The organism is Streptococcus agalactiae ATCC 13813, assembly GCF_000186445.1.
Taxonomy (GTDB): Bacteria; Bacillota; Bacilli; order Lactobacillales; family Streptococcaceae; genus Streptococcus; species Streptococcus agalactiae.
In genome coordinates, this window is the sequence record NZ_GL636070.1 from 1616846 (window position 1) to 1642234 (window position 25389).

Here is a 25389-nt window from a genome sequence, read left to right on the forward strand (position 1 = left end):
TAACTTCATTATACCAAAAAAACTTAAAAAATACCTATTTGCTCTACAAATAGCTCGATAAAGCAAAAGAAGTGTCATGCTAACACCTCTCTACTTATTTTTTATTTAGATAGTCTAGCCATTTCTTTTGGAATCTCATCACTAATCGTTGTCGGTAGAACAACGTAGGCTTCTTTAGATAATTCTTGAGCAATTGCCGAATGTAGATAAACTCCCACTGATACCTTATCTAGAGGAGAGGCTTCTTTAAATTGCGCTAACATACCTGCAATCATACCACACAAAGTATCCCCCATCCCTCCAGTCGCCTGGTAAGGACCTCCTACTATAATTTCTTTTTCGTCTAAATCTTGAAAAATACGCGTATGCGAACTCTTAGCGACTAAGATCGTCCCTTTGGGAAAAGATTTAAGAGCGGTTTGGGTATTTTCTTTTGTCTGTTGCGATACAGCAATACCTGACAATCGCTCCCATTCTTTTTGATGAGGTGTCAACACTAAATTCTTAGCCTTTGTTTGCGGAAACGCACCTTCTGATAACAGAGTCAAGGCTGATCCGTCAATGATGACACTTTGATGTGATTGAATCTTCTCCATGGTCCGGTTCAAAATTTTTCGAGATGATTCTGATACTCCTAATCCAGGACCAATTACAATAACATCACTTTGAACAATTGATTTTTCCAACCATTTGTAATCATCACTATCAAACGCCATTACCTCTGGTAGTTGACTATGCAAAGAGGGGATATTGCAACTTTGGGTTGCTACAGTAACTAATCCTGCACCAGTTTTGACACAGGCCAAAGCTGCCATTATAATAGCACCTCCATAGGGATAAAAACCTCCTATCAGAAGAACACTACCATAATCACCTTTATGGCTTGATTTAGGGCGTGGCTTAATTAACGCCCTCGCTTCTTGTTCACCAACAATCATAGACTCACACTTCTAAGAGCTGCTTGATAAGTTTGTTCCAAAAGCATTGTAATCGTCATAGGTCCTACGCCCCCAGGAACAGGTGTTATCATACTAGCAACTTCTGCCACTTGTTCAAATACAACGTCTCCAATCAATTTACCATTTTCATCGCGATTCATACCAACATCAATCACAACAGCACCTTCTTTAACGAAGTCTTTTGTAACAAAGTGCCCCTGACCAATCGCAACAATAAGGATATCAGCCTCCTTTGTTACCTCAGAAAGGTTTCGAGTTCTTGAATGTGTCAAAGTAACTGTTGCGTTTTTATCAAGGAGAAGTTGTGCCATTGGCTTACCAACAATATTGGACCTTCCGATGATAACAGCATGTTTTCCCTCTAAATCCACATGGTACTCTCTAAACATCTCCATAATACCAGCTGGCGTACAAGGTACCATCATCGGTCGTCCTGACCAAAGATGACCCGTATTCATTGGGTGGAAACCATCAACATCTTTCTTAGGATCTATTGCTAAAATAATTTTTTTATCGTTAATATGTTGTGGTAACGGAAGTTGAACTAAAATACCATGGATACTTTTATCTTCATTGTATTGATGGATAATATCAATCAGTTCTTCTTGAGAAATGGATTCAGATAATCGTAAAGTCTCACTTTTAAAACCAGCTTCTAATGCAGAGCGTTCTTTATTTCGAACGTACACTTGGCTAGCTGGATTATCCCCAACAAGGATTACAGCTAAACCAGGTATGATACCATGCTGTTCCTTTAACCTTTCAACTTTTCGCCCTAACTCAGCCTGCATTTTTTGTGATAAGGCTTTACCATCTATTAATTCAGTCATTGATACTCCTTCTTCATCCGTTTTTTCTATATTATATCAAAAAATAGCGATTATGCTATTTTATATCGCTATTCATTTTGTATCAATTTTAATCAATAGAAAAGGCAATGAATCCCTCATCGCCTTTTTACATATGACTTATTTAGTACTATTCATTTTAGCACGACAAGCCGACTCAATTGCATTAAGTTTCGATAAACTATCTGCTTCTGTACAACCAATCGTATAAAGGTAACATTTTATCTTAGGTTCTGTCCCTGACGGCCTTAAAGCATACCATGAACCCTCATTAAAATAATATTTTAAACAATTTTGCTTTGGAAAATCCTTATAACCATCCTTGAAATCAATAGAATTCTCCAATGTCATCTCACCTACTTGTAATATTGGGTCCTGTCTAAAATCCTCCATAATACGACTAATACGTTCTTGCCCCTCAGCACCCTCTAACTCAAGAGAAAATTGGCGCTCGTTGTAATAGCCAAATTCATCGTAAATGGTTTGCAAAACGTCTAAAAGTGTTTGCCCTCGTTCTTTATAATAGGCAGTCATTTCTACTACCATCATTGAAGCACTCACAGCATCTTTATCACGTACAAAAGTGTCATAGCAAAAACCAATACTTTCTTCATAGCCAAAGAGATAAGTTTTATCCTTTGAGATATCATATTCATTAGCTTTTCCACAAATATTTTTAAATCCTGTTAAAGTTTCAACAGTTTCAATATTATATTTATCTGCAATAACTTTTGATAGATCACCAGTTACAATGGATTTTACCAATACAGGATGATGTGGCAAATTCCCTAAGGCACATCGTTGTGAAAAAATATAATAGGAAAGAAGTGCCCCTATCTTATTACCATTTAAGAAAATATATTCTCCCTTACTATCTTTGACTTCCAATGCTACTCGGTCACAATCTGGATCTGTGGCAAGTAAGACATCTGCATCAACTGACTTTCCTAGAGATTCTGAATAGGCAAATGCTTTAGGAACTTCAGGGTTTGGATAGCCAACTGTTGTAAAATCAGGATCGGGCATTTCCTGCTCAGGTACTACATAAATATTTTCAAAACCACGGCGTCTTAAAACTTCGCGCACAGGTAAATTTCCTACGCCATTTAAAGGAGTATAAACTACTCGGACTGACTTATCAATGTTAGTATCATTAATAGTTAAACCAAGCACTTCTTTTTTATATGCTTCTTCAATACTCTCATCAATATAACTTGCCAAACCACTTGCCAGAGCCTCTTCAAAGGGTATTTGCTTAATTTGCTGATAATCGGTTATAGCATCCATATGATTGGCAATTTGGTCAGCAATATCATCTAAAATCTGAGATCCTTCTTTCCAATATGCCTTATAACCATTATAAGCTTGAGGATTATGACTAGCAGTAACCATCACACCCGAAACACATCCTAGAGCACGAATAGCATATGAGCACATTGGTGTTGGGCGAATCCCTTTATAAATATAAGACTTAATACCATTTGCTGCCATAATGGAACAAGTTAATTCTGCAAATTCCTTAGATTGATAACGGACATCATAACTAACTGCAATTCCACGTGCAATAGCTTCAGGGCCATGATCAATAATCGTATTAGCTAATGCTTGTGCTGCTTTCCCCACCATATAAGTATTCATACGATTGGTTCCTGCTCCAAGTTTACCTCTCAATCCCGCCGTTCCAAATTCTAATGTTTTGTAAAAACGATCCTGAATTTCAGATTCATCTCCTTTAATAGCTTCTAAATCTGACTTAATATCTTTACCGAGTGAGTCGTTTTCTAACCACTCTTGATAAATCTCTTTATAATTCATATGAGACATCCTATTCTAAGACCAAAATGGTAAAAATCAGCTCCATGATAAGAGATTTTAGTTCTTCAGGAGCTAACTGAATAGTATCAAATTAACCTTATAAAGTCAACTTATTTTATAAATTAACTACACTTAATATATTTAAAGCATCTAAATTTTTTTCATCACCCTATCATTCTTAATCTACATTATATATAGACTTACCAACTTCCAAACAATACAGTAACAATTTACTCATAACAATGGAATAATAAAAGTCTAAAACAAGTTGTTTTAGACAATGAAATTATAATACTTTACTTAAGAAGTCTCTTGTGCGGATTTCTTTTGTCTGCTCAAATACTTTCTTAGGGGTCCCTTGCTCAACAATAATCCCTGCATCCATAAAAATGACACGATCCGCTACTTCACGTGCAAAACCCATTTCATGAGTGACAATAACCATCGTCATACCAGATTTAGCTAAATCTTGCATAACAGTCAAGACTTCACCTACCATTTCAGGATCAAGAGCTGAAGTAGGTTCATCAAAAAGAAGGACATCAGGATTCATTGCAAGACCTCTTGCAATAGCAATCCGTTGTTGTTGTCCTCCAGATAAGCTTGCTGGATAAGCATTAGCCTTCTCTTTGAGTCCAACTTTTTCAAGTAGCTCGTATGCTTTTGTCTGAGCATCAAGCTTAGAAAGTCCCTTTGTCTTAATAGGTGATAAAGTAATATTTTCTAGTACAGTCATATTGGGAAATAGATTGAACTGTTGAAAAACCATGCCCATTTTTTCGCGCATTTTAAAAATATCATTCTTTTTGTCTGTTATATCAATCCCTTCAAAAGTCACTGTTCCCTTTGTTGGTACTTCCAAGAGATTCATTGTTCTTAAAAATGTTGACTTACCAGAGCCAGAAGGGCCAATAATAACCACCACTTCTCCTTGATGAATATCCAAGTCAATGCCTTTTAAAACCTCATTTTTCCCAAAACTTTTATGAAGTCCTTGTATTGAAATAATTGGCTCAACCATCTATTTTTACCCCTTTCCCAAGATATTTCTCCATTTGTTTTAACAAAGCTGAGAGAATCGTTGTCAACATTAAATAGTAAAATGCTGCAAATAATAACGGTGCAACTGGTGAGTAAGTAGCCGTTACAACTGATTGTGCTCCGTTCCATAATTCCATGACACCAATAGTTTGAAGGAGAGCACTATCTTTAATAATTGTAATAAATTCATTCCCTAGAGCAGGTAAAATATTTTTAAAAGCTTGGGGTAAGATAACATAGCGAAGTGTATTTTTAGGTCGAATCCCCAACGAGTAAGCTGCTTCTATTTGTCCAGATGGTACAGCCTCAATCCCTGCACGTACAATTTCCGAAATATAGGCACCACTATTTAAGGAAATGATAATGATACCAGGTAAAAGTCGTGTAAAATCTAAATCTAAAACACCAAAGCTAATTGTTGGTAAATTGTTAAAATGCATCCATGCGAAAGCAATCATAATTTGAACTACCATCGGTGTCCCACGAAATACCCATACATAGAAATTAGCTAATATTGTGAGAAAATGTAAATTAGTACGCTTTACTAAAGCAATTAACACGCCTATAATAGTTCCAAAAAAAACAACACATGTTGAAATCATAATGGTTACCATCACACCATAATTAAAATAGGACCAATATTGTGGTAAAAATGAAAAATTCATTGACATCTCCTAAAAAAGTAATTGCCAATAGTCTATCACACAAAGAATAAAAATACAAGTTTAAATAAATATTTTTGTTTTTATTCTATTTTAATGTATATTTAGATATAAAAAAAGACCTTCAAGGTCTTTTATAATTATCAGTATAATAAATCGTAAATTTCCATTGCGATAAGGTCAATGCTGTCAAATGAATATGATTCACGCGCTTCTACATCACGTAATGTGAAAACAGGACCGTTTTCAGGGTCATTACTAAAAGATACTTCTGCTACAACAACACCTTCACGTTCAAAATTACGTTTTAAATTACCACCATCAGTCGCCATTAATTCGAGGCGATTGATGATTCTCACTAAATGTGATTCCATCTTACTTACTCCTATATATTTTCTAGTCTTTTCTATTTTAACACAAAAGTGACCAAAGCAACATGAAAAGCAACATTTTTACTAACTTTTTAACGATTTTATCGTCTAAAATCCGCAAATAACGATTTTTCTCAGTAGTCATCTATTTTTCAATTTAGCACTCTAATATATTCAGTGCTAAAAACAGAACTTTTTTCTTGATTTCTATGCTTTAGGTGCTATAATAAAAGCATAAAGTTTGACTATATTTGACTATATACACATCAATAGTTAAATGTCATAAGAAAGGGGTAGCCTATGCTCTGTCAAAACTGCAAACTAAACGAATCAACTATTCATTTGTATACAAATGTTAATGGAAAACAAAAGCAAGTTGATCTTTGTCAAAATTGCTACCAAATTATTAAAACTGACCCTAATAATCCACTTTTTTCAGGTTTAAATCATGTTTCACATGCGCCTGGTGGCATCAATCCTTTCTTTGATGATTTCTTTGGAGATTTAAATAATTTCAGAGCCTTTAATGGCCAAGATTTACCAAACACTCCTCCTACACAAGCAGGAGGAAACCGAGGTGGAGGAAACGGTAATGGACGAAATAATAATCGCAACCAAACTGCAACTCCTCCTCAAGCCAAAGGGATTCTAGAAGAATTTGGTATCAATGTCACTGAAATAGCCCGCCATGGTGATATTGACCCTGTTATTGGACGTGACTCAGAAATTATTCGTGTTATCGAAATCCTTAATCGTCGTACAAAAAATAATCCTGTACTTATTGGCGAACCCGGCGTAGGGAAAACTGCCGTTGTTGAAGGACTTGCTCAGAAAATTGTTGATGGTAATGTGCCTCATAAACTTCAAGGCAAACAAGTTATTCGTTTGGATGTTGTGAGTCTAGTACAAGGAACGGGCATTCGTGGTCAATTTGAAGAACGCATGCAAAAGTTGATGGAAGAAATTCGTCAACGTCAAGATGTTATTCTATTCATAGATGAAATTCACGAAATAGTTGGAGCTGGTACAGCTGGCGAAGGTAGTATGGATGCAGGTAATATTTTAAAACCTGCCCTTGCACGTGGAGAATTACAACTAGTAGGTGCCACTACTCTCAATGAATATCGTATTATCGAAAAGGACGCTGCCTTAGAACGCCGTATGCAACCTGTAAAAGTCGATGAACCTTCTGTTGAAGAAACCATTACTATTTTGAAAGGTATCCAAAAAAAATACGAAGATTATCATCACGTAAAATATAATAATGATGCCATAGAAGCAGCTGCAGTACTATCTAATCGTTATATCCAAGACCGCTTTTTACCTGATAAAGCAATAGACTTATTAGATGAAGCTGGTTCTAAAATGAACCTAACACTAAATTTTGTTGATCCAAAAGAAATTGATCAACGTCTCATTGAAGCAGAAAATTTAAAAGCGCAAGCGACTCGTGAAGAAGATTACGAACGTGCAGCTTACTTCCGTGACCAGATTGCAAAATATAAAGAAATGCAGCAACAAAAGGTCGACGATCAAGATACACCTATTATTACCGAAAAAACAATTGAGCACATCATTGAAGAAAAAACGAATATCCCTGTTGGTGATTTAAAAGAAAAAGAACAATCTCAATTAATTAATCTCGCAGATGACTTGAAACAGCATGTGATCGGCCAGGATGACGCTGTCATTAAGATTGCAAAAGCTATTCGTCGTAATCGAGTTGGTCTTGGTAGCCCAAACCGTCCTATTGGTTCCTTTTTATTTGTAGGACCAACCGGTGTTGGTAAAACTGAACTTTCTAAACAACTAGCAATTGAGCTCTTTGGTTCAGCTGATAGTATGATTCGTTTTGATATGTCAGAGTACATGGAAAAGCATGCTGTTGCTAAATTAGTCGGAGCGCCTCCAGGATACGTGGGATACGAGGAAGCTGGACAACTAACTGAAAAGGTTCGTCGAAATCCTTACTCGCTCATCCTTCTAGATGAAATTGAAAAAGCTCATCCCGATGTCATGCATATGTTCTTGCAGGTCCTTGATGACGGTCGATTAACAGATGGACAAGGAAGAACTGTTAGTTTTAAAGATACCATTATCATCATGACCTCAAATGCTGGTTCTGGTAAAACTGAAGCAAGTGTTGGCTTTGGTGCCTCACGAGAAGGTAGGACGAATTCCGTACTAGGTCAACTAGGTAACTTCTTCAGCCCTGAATTTATGAACCGCTTTGACGGTATTATTGAATTCAAGGCTTTAGATAAAGAGAATCTCCTCAATATCGTTGATATTATGTTATCTGACGTTAATGCACGTCTCGCCATCAATGGTATTCATCTAGATGTCACTGATAAAGTGAAAGAAAAATTGGTTGATTTAGGTTACGATCCCAAAATGGGAGCACGTCCATTACGTCGTACCATTCAAGAACATATTGAAGATGCTATCACAGATTACTATCTTGAGAATCCAAGCGAAAAAGAACTTCGTGCTATTATGACTAGCAATGGAAATATCATAATAAAATCTTCTAAAAAAACTGAGGAAAGTACAAAAGGTTGAGTAAGAAACTCAACCTTTTTTCACACTCTTCTCAAAAAATAATAGCCTCTATAAAGCTGTTTCTCTCCTATCTCGTCTTTAAATTTTAATACAATTATTAAGGAAATATTCCAAAAATTTTAGTATAATAAATAAAAAATAATTAAAGCTTTTAAAATCATAAAACACAATCAGGAGAGAGAACTATGACTAATCCTACTTTCGGTGAAAAAATAGATAATGTAGACTATAGGTCACGATTTGGTGTCTATGCTATTATTCCAAATCCAACTCATGATAAAATTATTTTAGTACAGGCACCTAATGGTGCTTGGTTTCTTCCAGGTGGGGAAATTGAAGAAAATGAAAATCACCTAGAAGCTTTAACTCGTGAGTTAATTGAAGAATTAGGTTATTCTGCAACAATTGGCCATTACTATGGTCAAGCTGATGAATATTTTTACTCTAGACACCGTGATACTTACTACTATAATCCCGCCTATATTTATGAAGTTACTGCCTATCATAAGGAGCAAGCGCCACTAGAAGATTTCAACCATCTAGCCTGGTTTCCTATCCAAGAAGCTAAAGAAAAGCTAAAACGAGGAAGCCATAGATGGGGTGTCCAAGCTTGGGAAAAAAATCACCATTCTAGGAAATAATTCATACCTTTCTTCCTAAATAGTGTTATAATAAACCTAATAAGAATCAGGGGGAAAATAGTTATGAGACTAATTAATACAACCAGTAGTCATCCTGAACTAGTTCGAAATCAACTCCAAAATACAGATGCAAAATTAGTGGAAGTCTATTCAGCTGGCAACACCGATGTCGTTTTTACAACAGCACCTAAACATTATGAATTATTAATTTCAAACAAATATCGTGCTATCAAAGATGAAGAATTAGAAGCTATTCGTGAGTTCTTCTTAAAGCGTAAAATAGATCAATCTATTATTATTCAAGAGCAGATGAAATCACTCCATACTGCCAAGTTAATTGAAATTTCATATCCAACAACAGCATAATTAAAAGAAGCCTAATCAAGGCTTCTTTTTTGATGACTACTAAACAAATATAGCATTAAATAATTTTTATTAAGCTTCAAAACCTTGAGCTACTGCTTCAGGATAATATTGCTCAATAATTGCTGCACTAGCATCACAAACAGCTACACCATACGAACGCATCCTTGTGGTTGGATCAATACGGCGTGAGCGTTCGCAGACTTCACCTTCAGCGTGTTCAACAGTAAATGCAACACCTTCAAATGATACTGAGTCAGCTGGTTTGTCTGCTTCATCAGCAATTGTTAATTGTGAGACAATCATCAAGAGTGCAATATCGCTATTTAACGCTGTTAATAACGTTTTCACTTCTTGACTAGCATAAATTGTTAAATGTGCTTCTAGAGATTTACCAATGACTTTAGCGTTACGTGCTTCTTCGAGAGCTTTTTGAGCTTGTGTTCGTAACGTCATGAATGCTGACCACTCTTCAAGAATTTCTTCTTGACCAGAGAATGTCTGTGCAACAGGCATTTCTGCTAATTGAACAAATTCCTCCTCCTCATGTTCAAGGTATGACCAAATTTCTTCAGCAGTATGTGGTAGAATCGGAGTCAAAAGTTTTGTAAGTTTAACTAAAATATCGTAGAAAACAGTTTGCATACGACGTCGTTCTGGACTGTTAGCCGCTTCAATGTAAACCACATCTTTTGCAAAATCAAGGTAAAATGCTGATAAATCAACTGTTACGAAGTTAACGACAGCTTTATAAATTGCCATAAAATCATAAGCAGCATAAGCTTTGTTGATTGTATCCACAACTTGATTAAATTTAATAGTCATATAACGATCAACGACACCTAAATTTTCATAGGCTACTGCATCTTGTTTAGGATTAAAATCGGAAGTATTTGCAATCAAGAAACGCAATGTATTTCTGATCTTACGATAAGTTTCTGATGTTTGTTTTAAGATATCCATTGAAATACGAACATCATTACTTGAATCAACAGAAGTTACCCACAGACGCAAGATTTCCGCACCAAATTGTTTTTCAACATCACTCGGAAGAATTGTATTTCCTAGAGATTTAGACATTTTCTCACCTTTACCATCAAGTACAAAACCTTGAGATAAGACTGCTTTGTATGGAGCGTGACCATTAACAGCAACTGATGTAATTAGTGATGAGTTGAACCAACCACGGTATTGATCAGAACCTTCAAGATAAAGATCTGCTGGATAGGAAAGGTTTTCACGAGCATTCATTACTCCATTCCATGATGAACCAGAATCAAACCAAACATCCATGATGTCTGTTTCTTTCTCAAAGAGACCATTAGGTGAACCTGGATGAGTATAACCTGCTGGTAGAAGGTCCTTAGCATCACGTTGCCACCAAACGATTGAGCCGTATTCAGCAAATAAATCTGCAACGTGATCAGTCACTTCTTTTGTCATGATAGCTGTACCATCTTCTGCATAAAAAATTGGAAGTGGAACACCCCAAGCACGTTGACGTGAGATTACCCAGTCGCCACGGTCACGGATCATGTTATAAAGACGTTTTTTACCCCACTCAGGTTGGAAATTTGTCTTTTCAATTTCATCGAGGATTTCTTGACGGAATTTCGAAACAGAGGCAAACCATTGTGGAACCGCACGCCAAATGATTGGCTTTTTCGTACGCCAGTCAAATGGATATGAGTGGTTGATAACTTCGCTGGCTAAAAGAAGATCTCCCAATTTTTCTTTTACAAGTGGTGTCACTTTGTCATAGAATTGACCTTCAAAATCAGGACCAGCATTTTCCATCATCAAACCACGACTATCTACGGTAACTACAACATCAAGTCCATTAGCAATACCAACGTTATAGTCATCTTCACCAAAACCAGGAGCCGTGTGGACAATACCTGTACCAGAATCTGTTGTAACATGGTCTCCAAGGATAACCAACTCTTCTACTTCTGTATCCCATGGATGTTCTGTAACAATGTGATTAAGTTCTTTACCAGTGTGATGAGTCACAATTTCAAAGTTTTCCCAGCCAAACTTAGCAGCGAGACTATCTACAAGAACCTCTGCAAGAAGGTATTTACGCTCACTACCTACTGGTGCAACTACAACATACTCCATATCTGGTCCTACTGTTAAACCGCGTGAAGCTGTTACAGTAAATGGTGTTGTCGTCCAAACGACGATATAGGTATCTGTATCAAGAATTCCCTTACCATCTTTAACTTTATTGGCATAGTAGAGTGATGTCGAATCAATATCATGATATTCGATTTCAGCCTCAGCAAGGGCAGACTCTGATGACCATGACCAATACACTGGTTTAGCACCACGATAGATATATCCTTTATCTGCCATAGCACCGAAAACACGTACTTGATCTGCTTCATAATCTGGTGTCAGTGTAATATAAGGATTTTCCCAATCAGCAGAAACGCCCAGACGTTTAAAATCATCACGTTGTTTGTCAACTTGGCTGAGAGCATAATCACGACACATTTCAAGGTATTCAGCCAAGTCCATTTCTTTACGTTTAACCCCTTTTTTAGCTAATACTTGCTCAATTGGGAGTCCATGAGTATCCCAACCAGGCACATAAGGAGCTCGAAAACCTGACATTGATTTTGAACGTACAATAATGTCTTTAGAAATTTTATTTAGTGCATGTCCTACATGAATATTCCCATTAGCATAGGGAGGTCCGTCATGAAGGTGAAAGGCTGGTTTTCCTTCATTCAATGCTTGACGTTTTTTATAAATATCAGCTTGATCCCATGCTTCTTGCCATTGAGGTTCCTTATTTGGAAGCCCTGCACGCATTGGAAAAGCTGTTTGTCCTAAATTCAAGGTTTCTTTTAATTTCATACTAACTCCTTATCTCATAGTAATAGTTATCACAATTTTTTAAATTGCTAAATAAAAAAGCTTTCATCACATAAAGGACGAAAGCTCGTGGTACCACCTTAATTCAGAGCAGAAAATAGCTATTTCTTACTCCCTCAACAACCCGTAAGGTGGGTTAAGCCTTCTACCTTACTTAAATAATAGTTCAGGTAGAATGATTGAAAATGATAATTTCAATATTAGGGATTGTAGGGCTCTCACCATCTCCTACTCGCTGATAATATAATATTAAAACCTTGTTTTTCTTAATCTTCAATATTTAATTTAAAAGTTTGAGTTTCACCTAAATTGATCGGTTCTTCCATTTGGAAATTATTAGTATCTAATAAACCTGACTCTTCAAGTTGTTTGTTACTTTCTTCAACACGACGCTGTAATTCTTCCATTTCATCTGGTGAGAATTGACGAGTAGCATCAAATGACTCAGTGTCATCCACCACTGGTAAAGCATCATCTTCATCAAGAACTTTTTCAACAACTTCTTTGAAAGAAGCATCAGAATTTTGAAGATAAATAGCTGTTGGTTTCAACAATTCTTCCCAAGCAGATGAGTTAGCTAATTTTAACTGACCTTCTAATTCAGAAAGTAAGCGTTGGTGGAAAACACGTGATTGACGTTTCAAATCTTCTGTTTCTATAGCGACACGCTTAGCATCATCTGTCGCATCACGAAGGATTTGATTTGCTTTTAATTTAGCCTCATCAATTAAATGTTGAGCATCAAATGTAGCTTTCCCCATTAGGTTAGATGCTTCATCCTGTGCTGAAATTTTCACACGTTCAGCAGTTTCTTGAGCTAAAATAACTGATTGACTTAACGATTCCTTCATTTCGTTGAAGTAAGCGATTTTCTCTTCTAAATCTTTAATGTATTGCTCTTGCTCACGATTACGTCTAATCAAGTCTTCGTAATCGTCAACAACAATCTCTAAAAATTCATTAACTTCTTCTTCGCTATAACCGCGAAATTTTGATGAAAATGTTTTATCTTTAATTTCAAGTGCTGTAAGTGGCATGTTTTCTCCTTAGTTATGTATCATTTTGTCTACTTCTAACTTATATTTTTGATTTTTAGTTAACCCTAGGTTATGATTCAACGTAAATCGACCATATCCTCTAACACTAATCAAATCCCCCTCTACTAATTGTTCAGAAACTCGATTGACGATTGCATAATTGACCTTGACTTTATCTGCCTCAATCAATTTCGTCGACTGTGTTCGTGAAATCTTTAAAATCGTTGCTAAAATTTTATCAAGACGTAAACTGGAAGCAATAACAGTTAGTTTTTGAATATCTTGTTTGGGAGTTAGAAATTTGGACAAGGGAACTTCAGCTAATTGTACACTAGCAGTTCCAATTTTTGTAACTGAATGAACAAGGTGATTTGTCATTTGACTATCGACCAAAACCTGAGCACAGCCTTCTTCAACTAGGATATCCCCTAAAATTGATCGTTTTACACCTAAGTAATTCAGTAAAGTTCCCATAATTTTAGCATGGGTAAGGTGATTAAATTTAGCATTATACTTTATTTCAATTAGGCTAAGGTTAAAATCAACCATATCTAACTGATAGTATTCCGGTGCTATTATTACTTTAACATATTCTGTTTGAAAATACTGACCAGAAGTGTAATAATGACTACCTCGCCTCTCTAGAACACTTTCGAGTATTTTAAATTCCCTAGGATTTAGAAATTCAGTGGTAATAAACGAATAGGTGTTTTCGACATATTGAGCTAAATGGTCTATTTTATTGATAAACGCATACTCTTCTGGTCGAAAATGCTGATAAATATCATCTAACGTCATCTTATGTAAAAAGCAAGATTAAAAATCTACTCAACATATTTAGTAAAAAGAATGCTACTATTACTGTAAAATCTAGACCTAAAAATTGTAGATTAAATCTTCTGAGTGGGCGAATAATCGGATCAACAATCTGTACCACTAGTCTACCAATCCATGAATCGTATGCTCCCGGAAACCAAGATAACAAGGCATAGGCTAGTAAGATATAAGAATAGACCCTAATTGTTTTTAATAATATTAATAGTACTAATATCATATTTATCGTCTCTTCATATCAAAATCAAAACTCGTCTCTTGACCAGTCTTTGGAATATTCATCTCCTCAATATCGACCATAACATTGGCTGGTGTTAATAGAAACATTGAACTCCCAACCTTTTGTAATGAACCATATAATACTCTACTTGCACCATCAATATAATCCAAGCAACGTCGTGCTTGCGCATCAAGCATATATTGAAAATCAATCAAGACACATTCATTAACGATAAGTAAATCAACAATTTCTTGTGCATCCTCATACTTACGGGGATACTTCAGAGCAATTGTTACTTGTTCTCTCTGTTGTCGAACTGAGTCTTTATTTTGAATCCTAGGAGTAGCTTGCTGATAAGCATTGTCTCTCTGTACCCTTTGTCTCTCCTGACGATTAGGATTATAGGTAGAAGTTCTCGGACGACTACCAATCATCTCTTCCTCTGCGGAGTTAGTCATATGACTACGCTGAGAAGCTTCCTGTGCTGTAGCTGCTCTGGAATCTCTTTGCACTGAAGTTCTCTCTTGTACTTCGTGTACTTCATTTTCACTTACATCGTCAGTGTCAAAATAAGAAATAATTTTGTCAAATCTATCTTTTAATGCCATATTCCCCTCCATTATTTAAAGAATGAAGTTCCTATCCTTACAAATGTTGATCCATTTTGAATAGCAATATCATAATCTCTACTCATGCCCATGCTTAATTCTGTAAACGGCATTCGTTCTATGTTCCTAGCTTGAAGCCTTTTCCTAAGACTCTCAGTCTCTTCAAAAATTGATGATATTTCCTCTTTAGTTGCTTTTAAGGGAGCCATAGTCATGATGCCGATAAGTTCAATTTTATCGTACCGAGAAATTAAGTTCAGTGCATCATCTATTTGCTCAATAGTAAAACCATGCTTACTGTCTTCTCGTGATATATTAACTTGTAGAAAACATTTAACTGGTTTTTGAGCACGTTTTTGAATCTCAGCTGCTAACTTAACAGAATCTAAAGCATGAAAATAATCAACATAATTAATGACATCTTTAACTTTTCGACGTTGTAAACTACCAATGAGATGCCATGTAAGCTTTTCATCTTTTAATGCTTGATATTTTTCAAGAAATTTATCAACACGATTTTCACCGATATGATTAACACCTGTTCTAATAAGCGCTTCTGTTGTTTGACAGTTAACATATTTTGTTACAGCTACGATATGAACTGATTCAGGAGCGCGACCTGCTTTTAGTGCTAATTTACTAACATTGTCAAAAATCGCTGTTTTATTTTCTTGTAAATTCATCATTTTAATTAACGGTTTTTAAAGAATGGAGGTGTTTCAAGTTCATCATCCATATCATCATTTTCTGAAAACGTTGACATAGACAACTTGCTATCAAGTTCACCTTCTGTCGGACGTGAAATATTATCACGACGAAGGTCCCAATTACCAAAAGCAGAACTTTGTTGCTGATTTTGTGCATGAGGCTGATTTTGTTGAGTTGGCATTTCGCGAGACTCTGTCATATCAAAGTTGCCACGACGATCAAAGTTTGAATTTGAAGTACTTTGACGTTCTGAAGGTGCTTGATTAGTTGGAGCTGATGTTGTAAAACCAGATACTTGATTAGTTTTATCTTTACGCACACCTGTTGCAACAACTGTTACGCGGATTTCGTCTTTCATATCCATGTCAATTGAAGTGCCTAACCAAATATTGACACCTTTACCTGCTGCTTGGCTAACAATCTCTGATGCTTCCTCTGCTTCAGTAAGTGTCATATCCATACCGCCGGTAACATTGACAATAACGTCTTCTGCTCCATCAATCGTTGTTTCAAGAAGTGGTGAATAAATTGCTTTTCGAGCAGCTTCAGTAATACGTTCCTCACCAGAACCGATACCAATTCCCATCAGTGCATTACCTTTATTTGCCATAACTGTTTTAACATCTGCAAAGTCAAGGTTAATTAAACCTGGGTTAGTAATCAAATCTGTAATACCTTGAACACCTTGACGTAAAACATTATCTGCTTCACTAAGAGCTTCAAGCAATGGTGTCTTCTTATCTACAATTTCAAGAAGATTATTATTTGAAATGATAAGCAGTGTATCAACTTGTTCTCTTAATTCTTGAATACCTTCGATAGCGAAGTTAGAACGTTTATTACCCTCAAAGCCAAAAGGACGTGTGATAACCGCTACTGTAAGTGCTCCTAAACTCTTTGCAATACGTGCAATAACTGGAGCCGCACCTGTACCAGATCCGCCCCCCATACCTGCTGTGATAAATACCATATCAGCGCCAGTAAGTGCTTCTGTTAAAACTTCTTCACTTTCTTCAGCTGCTTTACGACCAACTTCAGGTTGTCCTCCTGCACCAAGTCCGCGAGTTAATTTTGGACCAAGTTGAATGACAGTTTCAGCTTTTGAGCTACTTAAGGCTTGAATATCAGTATTTGCTGCAATAAACTCAACGCCAGCGACACCTTCGTCAATCATGCGGTTAATAGCGTTACCGCCACCGCCTCCAACACCAATAACTTTAATAACTGCACCTTGTACTGATGCTGTATCAAATGAAAATACCATTTTTATTCCTCACTTATTGTTTTAGTCAAACATACTTCCAAAAATTCCTCTGATGCGCTCACCAATATTAGCTTTAGGCTCAGTAGGCTCTTGAGCGTTTTCTCTTGCTCGGATTGGTTCTAAATTAGAATCTTCCATAGAAGAGGTTAACGGCTCAGAATAAGGCATTGTCGACATTGTATTTGTTTTTTCTTTATAATCAAAGTCGACTGGTTTATGTCTTAGCATTTCGTCGCCAGTTACAGCATGTTGTGCGATAATGTCAACTTCTGACATCATTCCTACATAATCAACGATACTAATAACATTAGCGAACATTGGATTGCGAATACCTACTTGGTTTGGAACGTGCAATTTAACTCTAGTTCCAAAAATTTGTTGAGCAACCTCGACAACTCCTGGCATAATTGCACCACCTCCAACAAGAATAATACCACCAGGTAAATCAAGTAAACGACCTCTACCCAAGTCTTGTTTGACATGTTCTAAAATTTGACGAATACGTCCTGAAATAATTTGCGAAAGATAGCTTTCTGTAATTTCAACAGGTTCCTCGTTACCAACAACATTAACTTGAACTGTATCAGAAGTACTTGCTTCTTCAACATTAGCTTGTCCAAAGTTGAATTTCAATGCTTCGGCAATTTCTACTGTTGTACGTAACACTTTAGAAATATCTTTGGTGACATAATCGCTACCTTCAGAATAAATATTAGTATATTGCAATTCTTGATTACGCATAGAAGCGACTGTTGTTTGTCCGCCTCCCATATCAATCACAGTTGCACCAAACTCACGTTCACCTTCGTTTAGAACTGATTTTGCTAAGGCTAGAGGGGCAATCACAACATGCTCTACTTTTATACCTGCTCGTTCAACAGTTTTACGAAGATTATGAAGGATAGTTGTTGGTCCAGTATAGATAAGACCACGCATCTCAAGGCGAATCCCCATCATCCCTCTAGGGTCTCTAATCCCTTGGAAACCATCTACAATGAATTCAAGCGGAATCAATGAAATAACTTCTCTTTCAGGAGTAATGCTTTTAGTCAATGCTGATTTAACAACACTTTCGACATCTTCATCCTTAATTTCTTTTGATTCATTGGGAACAGGAATCATTCCTTGAGTTGGTTCAATTTGGAGAAGATTTGCTGGTAATCCAACATTGATTTTGTCAATGGTGATGCCTGCTTTCTCCTCAGCTTGTTTTACCGCCTCTTTGATTGCAGTTGCTGCTGCCTCAATATCAATAATTATACCATCTTTTACACCGGAACTAGGGACGTTGCTAACCCCAATTACATTCATTTCATTTGCAATAAATTCTGCAACTAAAACTTTAATCGAGCTTGTTCCTATATCCAAACCAGTAAAAAAGCCATTTCTAGCCATTCACTCGACCTCGCTATCTTTCCATTCTTTTCTATTCTACATCTGCCAAAAACAGAATTATTCAGAAAATATTATACCATAAAAAAAGCAGAATTGTTACCAAATTACGTTTTTTTATTAAGCAACATCAAATTGAAATATTTCTAACTTATTTAAACCATTCGCAACTTATAACAAACTTAAATTTTTTTCAAGAAATCAATTTTTACTAGCAATCTATGACTGACTTGATATGTATAAAAAAGACTGATAAATCCAGTCTTTTTTTTATCGCTAATTAACATTTTGAGGGTTGGGTGCCTGCTCTGTTGCTATCTGTTGTCCTTGTTGATTAGTATTTGAGTTATTTGTTTGTCCTTGACTATTTTCCGCAACCTGACCATTTTGTGTTTGTGTTTTATCAGTTGATTTATTTTTTGTATCTTCCGCTTTCACAGGGGTTGATTCAATAGTACTTGTTGTTGTGTAAACTCCCACTTCCATATCAACAATAGAAGGTTCCTTAAGGTTCTTCTTAATTTGTTTGTAAAAAGGAAGTCTTTCTTTAAATTTAGATAATGGTATTCTAATACTATTTCCATCATGCATATCTAACAGCAGGAGGTCAGGTGTCGTTTTAGAATCAGCTAAACTTATCACCTGAATCTCACTTATTAAATCAGGGTCTAAAGCCTTTAAATCTTTAATTAATAGCTTAATACTATCTTCCTTATCAAGGTTAATTGTTAAGAAGTGCTTTGGTAGCTCTGAACTATTTACAGGATCAGCCTTTTTTCCAGTTTCCAAGACAGGCTGATATCCTTGCTTTGTATGTGCATATGCAATAATCTTATTTTCTTGAACTTGAATATGAAACTTATTGGGAAATTGATAAGTCATCTGAGCTGTTTTTACCCATACATCTTCTGCAGCTAAACGTTGTTCAATAGCTTTATGTTTAAAAATTAAAGAAAAGAAATAATCGTTTTTTTGAATATTCGTTTTTTCTATCAAAATATCATCAGGTGTATGCTGATTTCCACTAACTGTTATTGTTTTTTGCTTACTAAAAGGAGTTAGTAGGAAAACGGAAACTAAAATGACTAGGAATGCTACTACAAATATAGGTGCAGTTCTAATGCGATTAGTTTTGGCTAAGCTGTTGACTATTTTTTCTTTTTTCTGTTTCTTTTCAATCTTAGGTTTTGAAATCTTTGGAAAATGAAGCTTCTTAATTTTAGTAGTATTTTGAGGTTCTTCAGGAGAAGAAATATTTAATTTACTTCTTTTATCTAAGCGTAATTTTTCGTTAATACGTTTTTGTTCTTCTTCATCTTCTTTGCGTTTTTTTAAAAATTCAAGGTTACGCTTTTGCCATTCCGTTAAGACAACTTCTTCTTTTTCTGGGGTATCTGATTTCTTCTTAGGCATGTTTTATCCTTTTGTTACTTTTGCCATATCATCAATTAATAATTGATAAAATTCATCTTGAGATTTTATTTCAGATGATTGTGACATGTTTTTTTCGTAACTCTCACTGTTAGAAATTAATAAATTTATCTGTTTCTCAAGTGTATTTATGTTTAATTCAGATTCTGGTAACTGCAATGCGTAGCCCTTTTCTTCAAAATAAGCAGCATTCTCTAATTGGTCACCTCGGCTCGCTTCACGTCCAAGAGGGATAATAAGATGAAGTTTTTTCATAGCTACTAATTCAAAAATAGTATTAGAGCCACCTCGTGTAACAACCACATCTGCTAAATTCATTAAAGGCTGATAAAGGTCTGTAACATAATCCACGCGATAAAGGTTCTTCTTCAATCGATTGAGAGAAGAATCGCCTGAAATATTGATAACATTATATTTTTCTTCCAGCTCAGGTGTTTGAGTAATAAAATCATTGAATACTTTTGCACCTGCTGATCCTCCAATAAATAGTAAGATCTTTAGGTTTGGATCGAAGGCTTCTTTTATACTAGTTAAGTCAGTATTTTCAAACGACTTTTTACAATCCATGACTTTTGTTACAGCACCAATATGCTTAGTTTTGATTAAATCTTTAGATTGTTCAAAAGTCGTATACATAATAGTCGCAAATTTATAAGCAATCTTATTTGCTAACCCCATTGATAAATCTGATTCATGAACAAAAACAGGAACTTTTAATAGGCGTGCAGCTACTACAGGAGGTACTGAAACAAATCCCCCTTTTGAAAATAAGGCTTGGGGTCTAAGTTTAGCAATAATAGCAATCGATTGAAGAACGCCAACCCCTACTTTAAAGACATCTAACATATTTTGCCATGAAAAATAGCGACGTAGTTTCCCAGTAGCTATAGAGTGAAATGTGATATCAAGTCCAGACTGATTAATTTGTTCATGTTCTATGCCATTTTTATCACCAATATAATGTACTTCCCAACCATCTTTGATAAATTTGGGGATTAATATTAGGTTTAGTGTTACATGACCTACCGTACCACCACCTGTAAAAACAATTTTTTTCCCCATAGTTACTCTCCTCTAAGACTTTCGAAAGTATCAATGAATTCATCACCACGGACTTCGAAATTCTTATACATGTCCCATGATGCATTTGCAGGACTTAGCAAGATAACATCGCCCTGTTGTGCCACCTCATAAGCTTTATGTACCGCATCTCTAACATCTAAAGCATCGCTATAAGTTACTCCTGCTTTTTGTGCAGCACGTTTTACTCGAGATGCCGATTCCCCTAAAACAACCATATGTTTAAGTCCAGTGATATCTGGTATCAATTCATCAAACTCATTACCGCGATCAAGACCTCCTGCAATTAGGATAACTTTAGTATTATCAAAGCCAGATAATGCTTTTTGAGTTGCCAATATATTAGTTGACTTGCTGTCGTTATAGAAACTAATACCATGAACCTTACCGAGTGATTGCAAGCGGTGTTTAACACCTCCAAAATTGCTTAAAGTTTCTCTAATAACTTGATTACTGATACCAGCTAGTTTAGCAACCGCAATAGTTGCTAGAGCATTCTCTACGTTATGGCTTCCTGGGACACCAATGTCATCTACTGACATAATATTCTCCCCTTTATAGAAAAGTTGCTTGTCTTGTACGTAAGCACCATCAACTTTTTCCGTAGTAGAGAAAGGAACGATTGTTGCTTTAGTAGTTTTAGCTAACTCTTTAGAAATACCTTGATTAAAATTAAGTACCAAAAAATCAGATGAAGACATTTGATTTTGGATATTCCATTTTGCAGCAACATAATCTTCAAAAGACCCATGATAATCTAAATGAGTTGGCATTAAATTAGTAATTACTGCAATATGAGGACGAAATTCCTTAACTCCCATTAGCTGAAAACTTGATAATTCCATAACTAGAATATCTTTATCATCCGCAGCCTGAACAACTTCACTAGCAGGAAAGCCGATATTCCCAGCTAACAAACCTCTCTGACCTCCAGCATTTAAGACTTCTGCAATCATCGTTGTCGTTGTCGTTTTCCCGTTAGAGCCTGTAATACCTATTAGCTGAGATTCTGAAACTAAGTATGCTAATTCCACTTCAGTCAAAACAGGGATTTGTTTTTCTAATGCTTTTTTGACCATAGGATTGTTATAAGGTATTCCTGGATTTTTAATCATGTAACAAAAATCCTCATCTAACAATTCTAAAGGATGACTACCACAAACCACTTTAATACCCTCTTCCAACAAAGACTGTGCTGTTGGATTTTCATCAAATGGTTTGCCATCATTAACTGTCACTATTGCTCCTAACTTAGCTAACAAACGTGCAGCGGCTTCTCCAGATCGTGCTAAACCAAGGACTAAAACTTTTTTATTTTCAAATGTTGTTATTGTTTTCATTACTCGTCCCATTCTATCATTATTATCCCTATTATTTTACCTTTAATCAGTGGCTTTTTCAAGGTAAAGGATATGTCTCTAATTTCTCAAAACAAAAGAACTTAGGAGACAAAATCCTAAGTTCATAAGCTATTTCTTCTTTTCTGACAAATTCAATGTTTCTTTAAATGCTGTATATCCTAGAGGAATCATTATAAGCCCAATATACAATTCACCTGGCAATTGAAGGATTTTAATAAAACTCATAACTGCCAAGACAAGTAATAAGGCTACCAAACCTACTAAACCAATAGCGTTCAAAGTATTACGTACTGTTTTTGGTGCCATAAAAAAGTAATATAAGGCAATCAAAAGGGCAACAATTAAGTAAAACATAGAACTCCTTTCTTATTAATCATAAATAAGAAATACTTTGGATATTATTCAGCTGATTTTTTCTTTTTATTAGCTTTGTCACGTGCTGCTTTATTTAAAATTTGTTTACGAAGACGAATAGACTCAGGAGTTACTTCCATGTACTCATCATCTGCTAAAAATTCAAGTGACTCTTCTAAAGTAAGGATACGAGGCGTCTTGATGACTGCAGTTTGATCTTTAGTTGCTGAACGGACATTTGTCATTTGTTTAGCAGTTGTAATATTGACTCCGAGATCATTATCACGAGAATTCTCACCAACAATCATTCCTTCATAAACTTCTGTACCTGGATTTACAAAGATAGTCCCACGTTCTTCAATACGCATAATTGAATATGTAGTTGCTTTACCATTTTCAATAGAAACCAAGACACCACGATGACGACCACCAATTTCTCCTTGAACAACCGGTAGATACTGGTCAAAAGTATGATTCATGATACCATATCCACGTGTCATTGAAAGAAACTCTGTTGAATAACCAATCAAACCACGTGCAGGAATCAAGAAAATCAAACGCGTTTGACCATTACCAACCATCTGCATATCAAGCATATCACCTTTACGCTCTGACAAACTTTGGATAATAGCACCCTGATATTCTTCTGGAGTATCAATTTGAACACGCTCAAACGGCTCGCATTGAACACCATCAATTTCTTTGATGATAACTTCTGGACGTGATACTTGAAGTTCATATCCCTCACGACGCATTGTTTCAATGAGGATAGATAAATGTAATTCTCCACGCCCTGAAACCGTCCATTTATCTGGCGAATCTGTTGGGTCAACACGCAAAGAAACGTCTGTTTGTAATTCTGCTAAAAGACGTTCTTCAACCTTACGTGACGTAATCCATTTACCTTCGCGACCTGCAAATGGTGAATTATTCACCAAGAAAGTCATTTGAAGTGTTGGCTCGTCAATACGTAAAACTGGTAGTGGTTCAATAGCATCTGTCGGAGTTACTGTCTCACCAACGAAGATATCTTCCATACCAGAAACAGCGATTAAATCACCCGCTTTAGCCTCTTGGATTTCTTTACGTTCAAGTCCAAAGAAACCAAAAAGTTTTGTTACGCGGAAGTTTTTAGTTGTACCATCAAGTTTTGAAAGAGTAACTTGATCTCCAACTTTGACAGTCCCGCGGAAAACACGTCCAATACCAATACGTCCTACAAAATCATTGTAATCAAGAAGAGAAACTTGGAATTGAAGTGGTTCTTCCGAGTTGTCAACTGGGGCTGGAATGTGATCAATGATAGTATCAAAAATCGGTGCCATTGTTTTTTCTTGATCTGAAGGATCATCTGACATTGAAGATGTTCCATTGATGGCTGAAGCATAAACAACAGGGAAATCTAGTTGGTCATCATCAGCACCGAGCTCAATGAAGAGTTCAAGAACTTCATCAACAACCTCTGATGGACGAGCTGATGGCTTATCAATTTTATTTACAACAACGATTGGAATTAAGTTTTGTTCAAGAGCTTTCTTCAAAACAAAACGTGTTTGTGGCATTGTTCCTTCGTAAGCATCAACGACTAAAACAACACCATCAACCATTTTCATAATACGCTCAACTTCACCACCAAAGTCCGCGTGACCAGGTGTGTCCATAATATTGATACGAACATCGTTGTATGCTACGGCTGTATTTTTTGCAAGAATGGTGATACCACGTTCTTTCTCGATATCATTTGAATCCATTGCACGTTCTTCAAGCTCTTTACGCTCATCAAGAGTATGTGATTGTTTTAATAATTCATCAACGAGAGTTGTTTTACCGTGGTCAACGTGGGCAATGATCGCAACGTTACGGATATCTGTTCTTAAATTTGTCATGTTTTCCTCTATTTTATAATGTAATTCTGTTAACTTATGAATTATAACACAATTTTTCTTAAAAAACAGAATTTACACAAGTGTAAATGTTTTCATATTAACTGCCTATTTGTGATAGGAAAACTTTTCATCATTTCATTATTTATGTCATTTATTTTCTACTTTTTTCAATTTAATTCATTTCTACAAAAAGAGAAGAGAGTTATTAATAGTAACTCTCTCCTTAGTATATTACTTAACTCTACCCGTCCAGTAATTGAAACCGTCCTTTAACACGTAAAGTTGATTAAAACCTTCTTTTCTGAGTAACAAAACAATCCTTGGAATAGACTGACCACGGCTTGCGTCATATAAGAGGACAGGTTTATCTTTGCGTAAAGCCGATAAGGCAACTTTAAATTGACTTGCTGGAATGTTACGTGCTCCGAGAATATGCTTTCTATGAAAAGCACCAGCTTCTCGGATATCAATTAACTGTCCTCGTGACATTTCTTTTTGAAAAGACTCGTTATCTAAAAATTTAGCTGCCCTACGAACCCTCCAATAATTCCAAGATGCCCAAGCAACAAAAGCCAGAAGAATAACGATAATTAAAATAACAGACATATCCATATCTTATCTCCTTAACTTGCTTGTTGATTGGCTAAGCTTGCTGCACCAATAATACCAGCATCATTACCTAGTTCAGCAATCTTAATTTTAGTTGACTTTTTAACTTGTGGGAAAGCAAATGTGACAAAGTATTTCTCAACGCGACTACGTAAAAATTCACCTGCTGCTGAGACACCGCCACCAATAACCACAGAATCAGGGTTTAAAATATTTGAAATATTAGCTGCTGCCAGTCCAAGGTAACGTGATACACGTTCAACAACAGAATTAGCAAATTTATCCCCATCTTCTGCTGCTATAAAAATATCTTTACTTGTAACAGTATCACCGTTGTCAATCGCTGCTTTAATGGCAGACGAACCTTCATATTGTTCTGCGAGTTGACGTGCTACTCTAACAACACCTGTCGCTGATGCAACTGTCTCAAGACAGCCTTTGTTACCACATGTGCACGTAA

The 25389-nt window shown here is 36.0% G+C and carries 24 protein-coding genes and 1 pseudogene; 3 read left to right on the forward strand and 22 right to left on the reverse strand.

Going from position 1 to position 25389, the window contains the following annotated elements; all coding sequences use genetic code 11:
• Positions 1–101: 101 nt before the first annotated feature.
• The 6 genes from HMPREF9171_RS105720 to HMPREF9171_RS105695 form a co-directional block, all read right to left on the reverse strand.
• A complete protein-coding gene (locus HMPREF9171_RS105720; RefSeq protein ID WP_000634982.1) occupies positions 102–938 on the reverse strand; it encodes an NAD(P)H-hydrate dehydratase in 837 nt (278 codons plus the stop codon).
• Positions 935–1789: a bifunctional methylenetetrahydrofolate dehydrogenase/methenyltetrahydrofolate cyclohydrolase gene (locus HMPREF9171_RS105715; RefSeq protein WP_000137498.1), complete on the reverse strand. Its 855-nt coding sequence runs from the start codon at positions 1787–1789 to the stop codon at positions 935–937. Before HMPREF9171_RS105715 ends, HMPREF9171_RS105720 begins: the two co-directional genes overlap by 4 nt.
• A gap of 138 nt (positions 1790–1927) precedes the next feature.
• On the reverse strand, positions 1928–3622 hold the full coding sequence (locus HMPREF9171_RS105710) for a phospho-sugar mutase (protein WP_001106847.1): 1695 nt from the start codon (positions 3620–3622) through the stop codon (positions 1928–1930).
• A gap of 286 nt (positions 3623–3908) precedes the next feature.
• Positions 3909–4643: an amino acid ABC transporter ATP-binding protein gene (locus HMPREF9171_RS105705; RefSeq protein WP_000230129.1), complete on the reverse strand. Its 735-nt coding sequence runs from the start codon at positions 4641–4643 to the stop codon at positions 3909–3911.
• Positions 4636–5328 (reverse strand): amino acid ABC transporter permease, encoded by a 693-nt coding sequence (locus tag HMPREF9171_RS105700; protein WP_001011647.1) that lies wholly within the window; start codon positions 5326–5328, stop codon positions 4636–4638. Before HMPREF9171_RS105700 ends, HMPREF9171_RS105705 begins: the two co-directional genes overlap by 8 nt.
• 140 nt (positions 5329–5468) lie before the next feature.
• Entirely contained in the window at positions 5469–5699 is a 231-nt protein-coding gene (locus HMPREF9171_RS105695) for a DUF1797 family protein (RefSeq protein ID WP_000443582.1), read from the reverse strand.
• A gap of 297 nt (positions 5700–5996) precedes the next feature.
• On the opposite strand from HMPREF9171_RS105695, the gene HMPREF9171_RS105690 reads away from it, so the two are divergent.
• From HMPREF9171_RS105690 to HMPREF9171_RS105680, 3 genes are all read left to right on the forward strand, one after another.
• Positions 5997–8258, forward strand: coding sequence for an ATP-dependent Clp protease ATP-binding subunit (locus HMPREF9171_RS105690; protein WP_000882544.1), 2262 nt, complete (start codon positions 5997–5999; stop codon positions 8256–8258).
• Positions 8259–8443: 185 nt separating this feature from the next.
• A complete protein-coding gene (locus HMPREF9171_RS105685) occupies positions 8444–8899 on the forward strand; it encodes an NUDIX hydrolase (protein ID WP_000184290.1) in 456 nt (151 codons plus the stop codon).
• A 63-nt stretch (positions 8900–8962) separates the two neighbouring features.
• On the forward strand, positions 8963–9265 hold the full coding sequence (locus HMPREF9171_RS105680; RefSeq protein WP_001237037.1) for a DUF1827 family protein: 303 nt from the start codon (positions 8963–8965) through the stop codon (positions 9263–9265).
• A gap of 69 nt (positions 9266–9334) precedes the next feature.
• Here the strand turns inward: HMPREF9171_RS105680 and ileS are convergent, their stop codons facing one another.
• From ileS to HMPREF9171_RS105605, 16 genes and pseudogenes are all read right to left on the reverse strand, one after another.
• Positions 9335–12127, reverse strand: a complete 2793-nt coding sequence (gene ileS, locus HMPREF9171_RS105675; protein ID WP_000768158.1) for an isoleucine--tRNA ligase — start codon at positions 12125–12127, stop codon at positions 9335–9337.
• Positions 12128–12411: 284 nt separating this feature from the next.
• Complete coding sequence (locus HMPREF9171_RS105670; RefSeq protein ID WP_001131467.1) at positions 12412–13182, reverse strand: DivIVA domain-containing protein; 771 nt, start codon at positions 13180–13182, stop codon at positions 12412–12414.
• 9 nt (positions 13183–13191) lie between these two features.
• Positions 13192–13980, reverse strand: coding sequence for a YlmH family RNA-binding protein (locus tag HMPREF9171_RS105665; RefSeq protein ID WP_000171114.1), 789 nt, complete (start codon positions 13978–13980; stop codon positions 13192–13194).
• Between the two features lies 1 nt (position 13981).
• Entirely contained in the window at positions 13982–14236 is a 255-nt protein-coding gene (locus HMPREF9171_RS105660; protein ID WP_000604717.1) for a YggT family protein, read from the reverse strand.
• A gap of 2 nt (positions 14237–14238) precedes the next feature.
• On the reverse strand, positions 14239–14844 hold the full coding sequence (locus HMPREF9171_RS105655) for a cell division protein SepF (RefSeq protein WP_001185362.1): 606 nt from the start codon (positions 14842–14844) through the stop codon (positions 14239–14241).
• Between the two features lie 11 nt (positions 14845–14855).
• Positions 14856–15530 carry a YggS family pyridoxal phosphate-dependent enzyme gene (locus tag HMPREF9171_RS105650; protein WP_000981488.1) on the reverse strand — a complete coding sequence of 225 codons (675 nt, stop codon included), beginning with the start codon at positions 15528–15530 and terminating at the stop codon, positions 14856–14858.
• 5 nt (positions 15531–15535) lie between these two features.
• A complete protein-coding gene (gene ftsZ, locus HMPREF9171_RS105645) occupies positions 15536–16816 on the reverse strand; it encodes a cell division protein FtsZ (RefSeq protein ID WP_000232007.1) in 1281 nt (426 codons plus the stop codon).
• Between the two features lie 21 nt (positions 16817–16837).
• A complete protein-coding gene (locus tag HMPREF9171_RS1000000114275) occupies positions 16838–17044 on the reverse strand; it encodes a cell division protein FtsA C-terminal domain-containing protein (RefSeq protein ID WP_370443801.1) in 207 nt (68 codons plus the stop codon).
• Positions 17018–18211, reverse strand: a pseudogene (gene ftsA / locus HMPREF9171_RS105640) (cell division protein FtsA); the annotation flags it as partial. The gene HMPREF9171_RS1000000114275 and the pseudogene ftsA, both read right to left, overlap by 27 nt.
• A gap of 273 nt (positions 18212–18484) precedes the next feature.
• A complete protein-coding gene (locus HMPREF9171_RS105635; protein WP_001124855.1) occupies positions 18485–19621 on the reverse strand; it encodes a cell division protein FtsQ/DivIB in 1137 nt (378 codons plus the stop codon).
• Positions 19622–19624: 3 nt separating this feature from the next.
• On the reverse strand, positions 19625–20701 hold the full coding sequence (locus HMPREF9171_RS105630; protein WP_000516696.1) for a UDP-N-acetylglucosamine--N-acetylmuramyl-(pentapeptide) pyrophosphoryl-undecaprenol N-acetylglucosamine transferase: 1077 nt from the start codon (positions 20699–20701) through the stop codon (positions 19625–19627).
• A 2-nt stretch (positions 20702–20703) separates the two neighbouring features.
• Positions 20704–22059, reverse strand: a complete 1356-nt coding sequence (murD, locus tag HMPREF9171_RS105625; RefSeq protein ID WP_000849678.1) for a UDP-N-acetylmuramoyl-L-alanine--D-glutamate ligase — start codon at positions 22057–22059, stop codon at positions 20704–20706.
• A gap of 129 nt (positions 22060–22188) precedes the next feature.
• On the reverse strand, positions 22189–22434 hold the full coding sequence (locus HMPREF9171_RS105620) for a DUF3165 family protein (RefSeq protein WP_000499533.1): 246 nt from the start codon (positions 22432–22434) through the stop codon (positions 22189–22191).
• Positions 22435–22478: 44 nt separating this feature from the next.
• The gene (gene typA / locus HMPREF9171_RS105615) at positions 22479–24320 is read right to left on the reverse strand and encodes a translational GTPase TypA (protein ID WP_000183434.1); all 1842 of its coding nucleotides are present in this window, start codon (positions 24318–24320) and stop codon (positions 22479–22481) included.
• 231 nt (positions 24321–24551) lie between these two features.
• Entirely contained in the window at positions 24552–24932 is a 381-nt protein-coding gene (locus tag HMPREF9171_RS105610; RefSeq protein ID WP_000367664.1) for a rhodanese-like domain-containing protein, read from the reverse strand.
• Between the two features lie 11 nt (positions 24933–24943).
• Positions 24944–25389 (reverse strand): ROK family protein (locus HMPREF9171_RS105605; RefSeq protein WP_000315799.1); only part of this gene is annotated, 446 nt, incomplete at its 5' end.

What these genes read in the sequence shown, in the direction of transcription:
- HMPREF9171_RS105655 (WP_001185362.1), bottom strand. Translation starts at nt 14,844, where the DNA reads ATGGCATTAAAAGATAGATTTGACAAAATTATTTCTTATTTTGACACT.
- HMPREF9171_RS105665 (WP_000171114.1), bottom strand. Translation starts at nt 13,980, where the DNA reads ATGACGTTAGATGATATTTATCAGCATTTTCGACCAGAAGAGTATGCG.
- HMPREF9171_RS105695 (WP_000443582.1), bottom strand. Translation starts at nt 5,699, where the DNA reads ATGGAATCACATTTAGTGAGAATCATCAATCGCCTCGAATTAATGGCG.
- HMPREF9171_RS105630 (WP_000516696.1), bottom strand. Translation starts at nt 20,701, where the DNA reads ATGGGGAAAAAAATTGTTTTTACAGGTGGTGGTACGGTAGGTCATGTA.
- HMPREF9171_RS105715 (WP_000137498.1), bottom strand. Translation starts at nt 1,789, where the DNA reads ATGACTGAATTAATAGATGGTAAAGCCTTATCACAAAAAATGCAGGCT.
- typA (WP_000183434.1), bottom strand. Translation starts at nt 24,320, where the DNA reads ATGACAAATTTAAGAACAGATATCCGTAACGTTGCGATCATTGCCCAC.
- murD (WP_000849678.1), bottom strand. Translation starts at nt 22,059, where the DNA reads ATGAAAACAATAACAACATTTGAAAATAAAAAAGTTTTAGTCCTTGGT.
- HMPREF9171_RS105650 (WP_000981488.1), bottom strand. Translation starts at nt 15,530, where the DNA reads ATGATGAATTTACAAGAAAATAAAACAGCGATTTTTGACAATGTTAGT.
- HMPREF9171_RS105680 (WP_001237037.1), top strand. Translation starts at nt 8,963, where the DNA reads ATGAGACTAATTAATACAACCAGTAGTCATCCTGAACTAGTTCGAAAT.
- HMPREF9171_RS105690 (WP_000882544.1), top strand. Translation starts at nt 5,997, where the DNA reads ATGCTCTGTCAAAACTGCAAACTAAACGAATCAACTATTCATTTGTAT.
- HMPREF9171_RS105700 (WP_001011647.1), bottom strand. Translation starts at nt 5,328, where the DNA reads ATGAATTTTTCATTTTTACCACAATATTGGTCCTATTTTAATTATGGT.
- HMPREF9171_RS105660 (WP_000604717.1), bottom strand. Translation starts at nt 14,236, where the DNA reads ATGATATTAGTACTATTAATATTATTAAAAACAATTAGGGTCTATTCT.
- HMPREF9171_RS105720 (WP_000634982.1), bottom strand. Translation starts at nt 938, where the DNA reads ATGATTGTTGGTGAACAAGAAGCGAGGGCGTTAATTAAGCCACGCCCT.
- HMPREF9171_RS105670 (WP_001131467.1), bottom strand. Translation starts at nt 13,182, where the DNA reads ATGCCACTTACAGCACTTGAAATTAAAGATAAAACATTTTCATCAAAA.
- HMPREF9171_RS105705 (WP_000230129.1), bottom strand. Translation starts at nt 4,643, where the DNA reads ATGGTTGAGCCAATTATTTCAATACAAGGACTTCATAAAAGTTTTGGG.
- ftsZ (WP_000232007.1), bottom strand. Translation starts at nt 16,816, where the DNA reads ATGGTATTTTCATTTGATACAGCATCAGTACAAGGTGCAGTTATTAAA.
- HMPREF9171_RS1000000114275 (WP_370443801.1), bottom strand. Translation starts at nt 17,044, where the DNA reads ATGCTAAGACATAAACCAGTCGACTTTGATTATAAAGAAAAAACAAAT.
- HMPREF9171_RS105610 (WP_000367664.1), bottom strand. Translation starts at nt 24,932, where the DNA reads ATGGATATGTCTGTTATTTTAATTATCGTTATTCTTCTGGCTTTTGTT.
- HMPREF9171_RS105685 (WP_000184290.1), top strand. Translation starts at nt 8,444, where the DNA reads ATGACTAATCCTACTTTCGGTGAAAAAATAGATAATGTAGACTATAGG.
- ileS (WP_000768158.1), bottom strand. Translation starts at nt 12,127, where the DNA reads ATGAAATTAAAAGAAACCTTGAATTTAGGACAAACAGCTTTTCCAATG.
- HMPREF9171_RS105620 (WP_000499533.1), bottom strand. Translation starts at nt 22,434, where the DNA reads ATGTTTTACTTAATTGTTGCCCTTTTGATTGCCTTATATTACTTTTTT.
- HMPREF9171_RS105635 (WP_001124855.1), bottom strand. Translation starts at nt 19,621, where the DNA reads ATGCCTAAGAAGAAATCAGATACCCCAGAAAAAGAAGAAGTTGTCTTA.
- HMPREF9171_RS105710 (WP_001106847.1), bottom strand. Translation starts at nt 3,622, where the DNA reads ATGAATTATAAAGAGATTTATCAAGAGTGGTTAGAAAACGACTCACTC.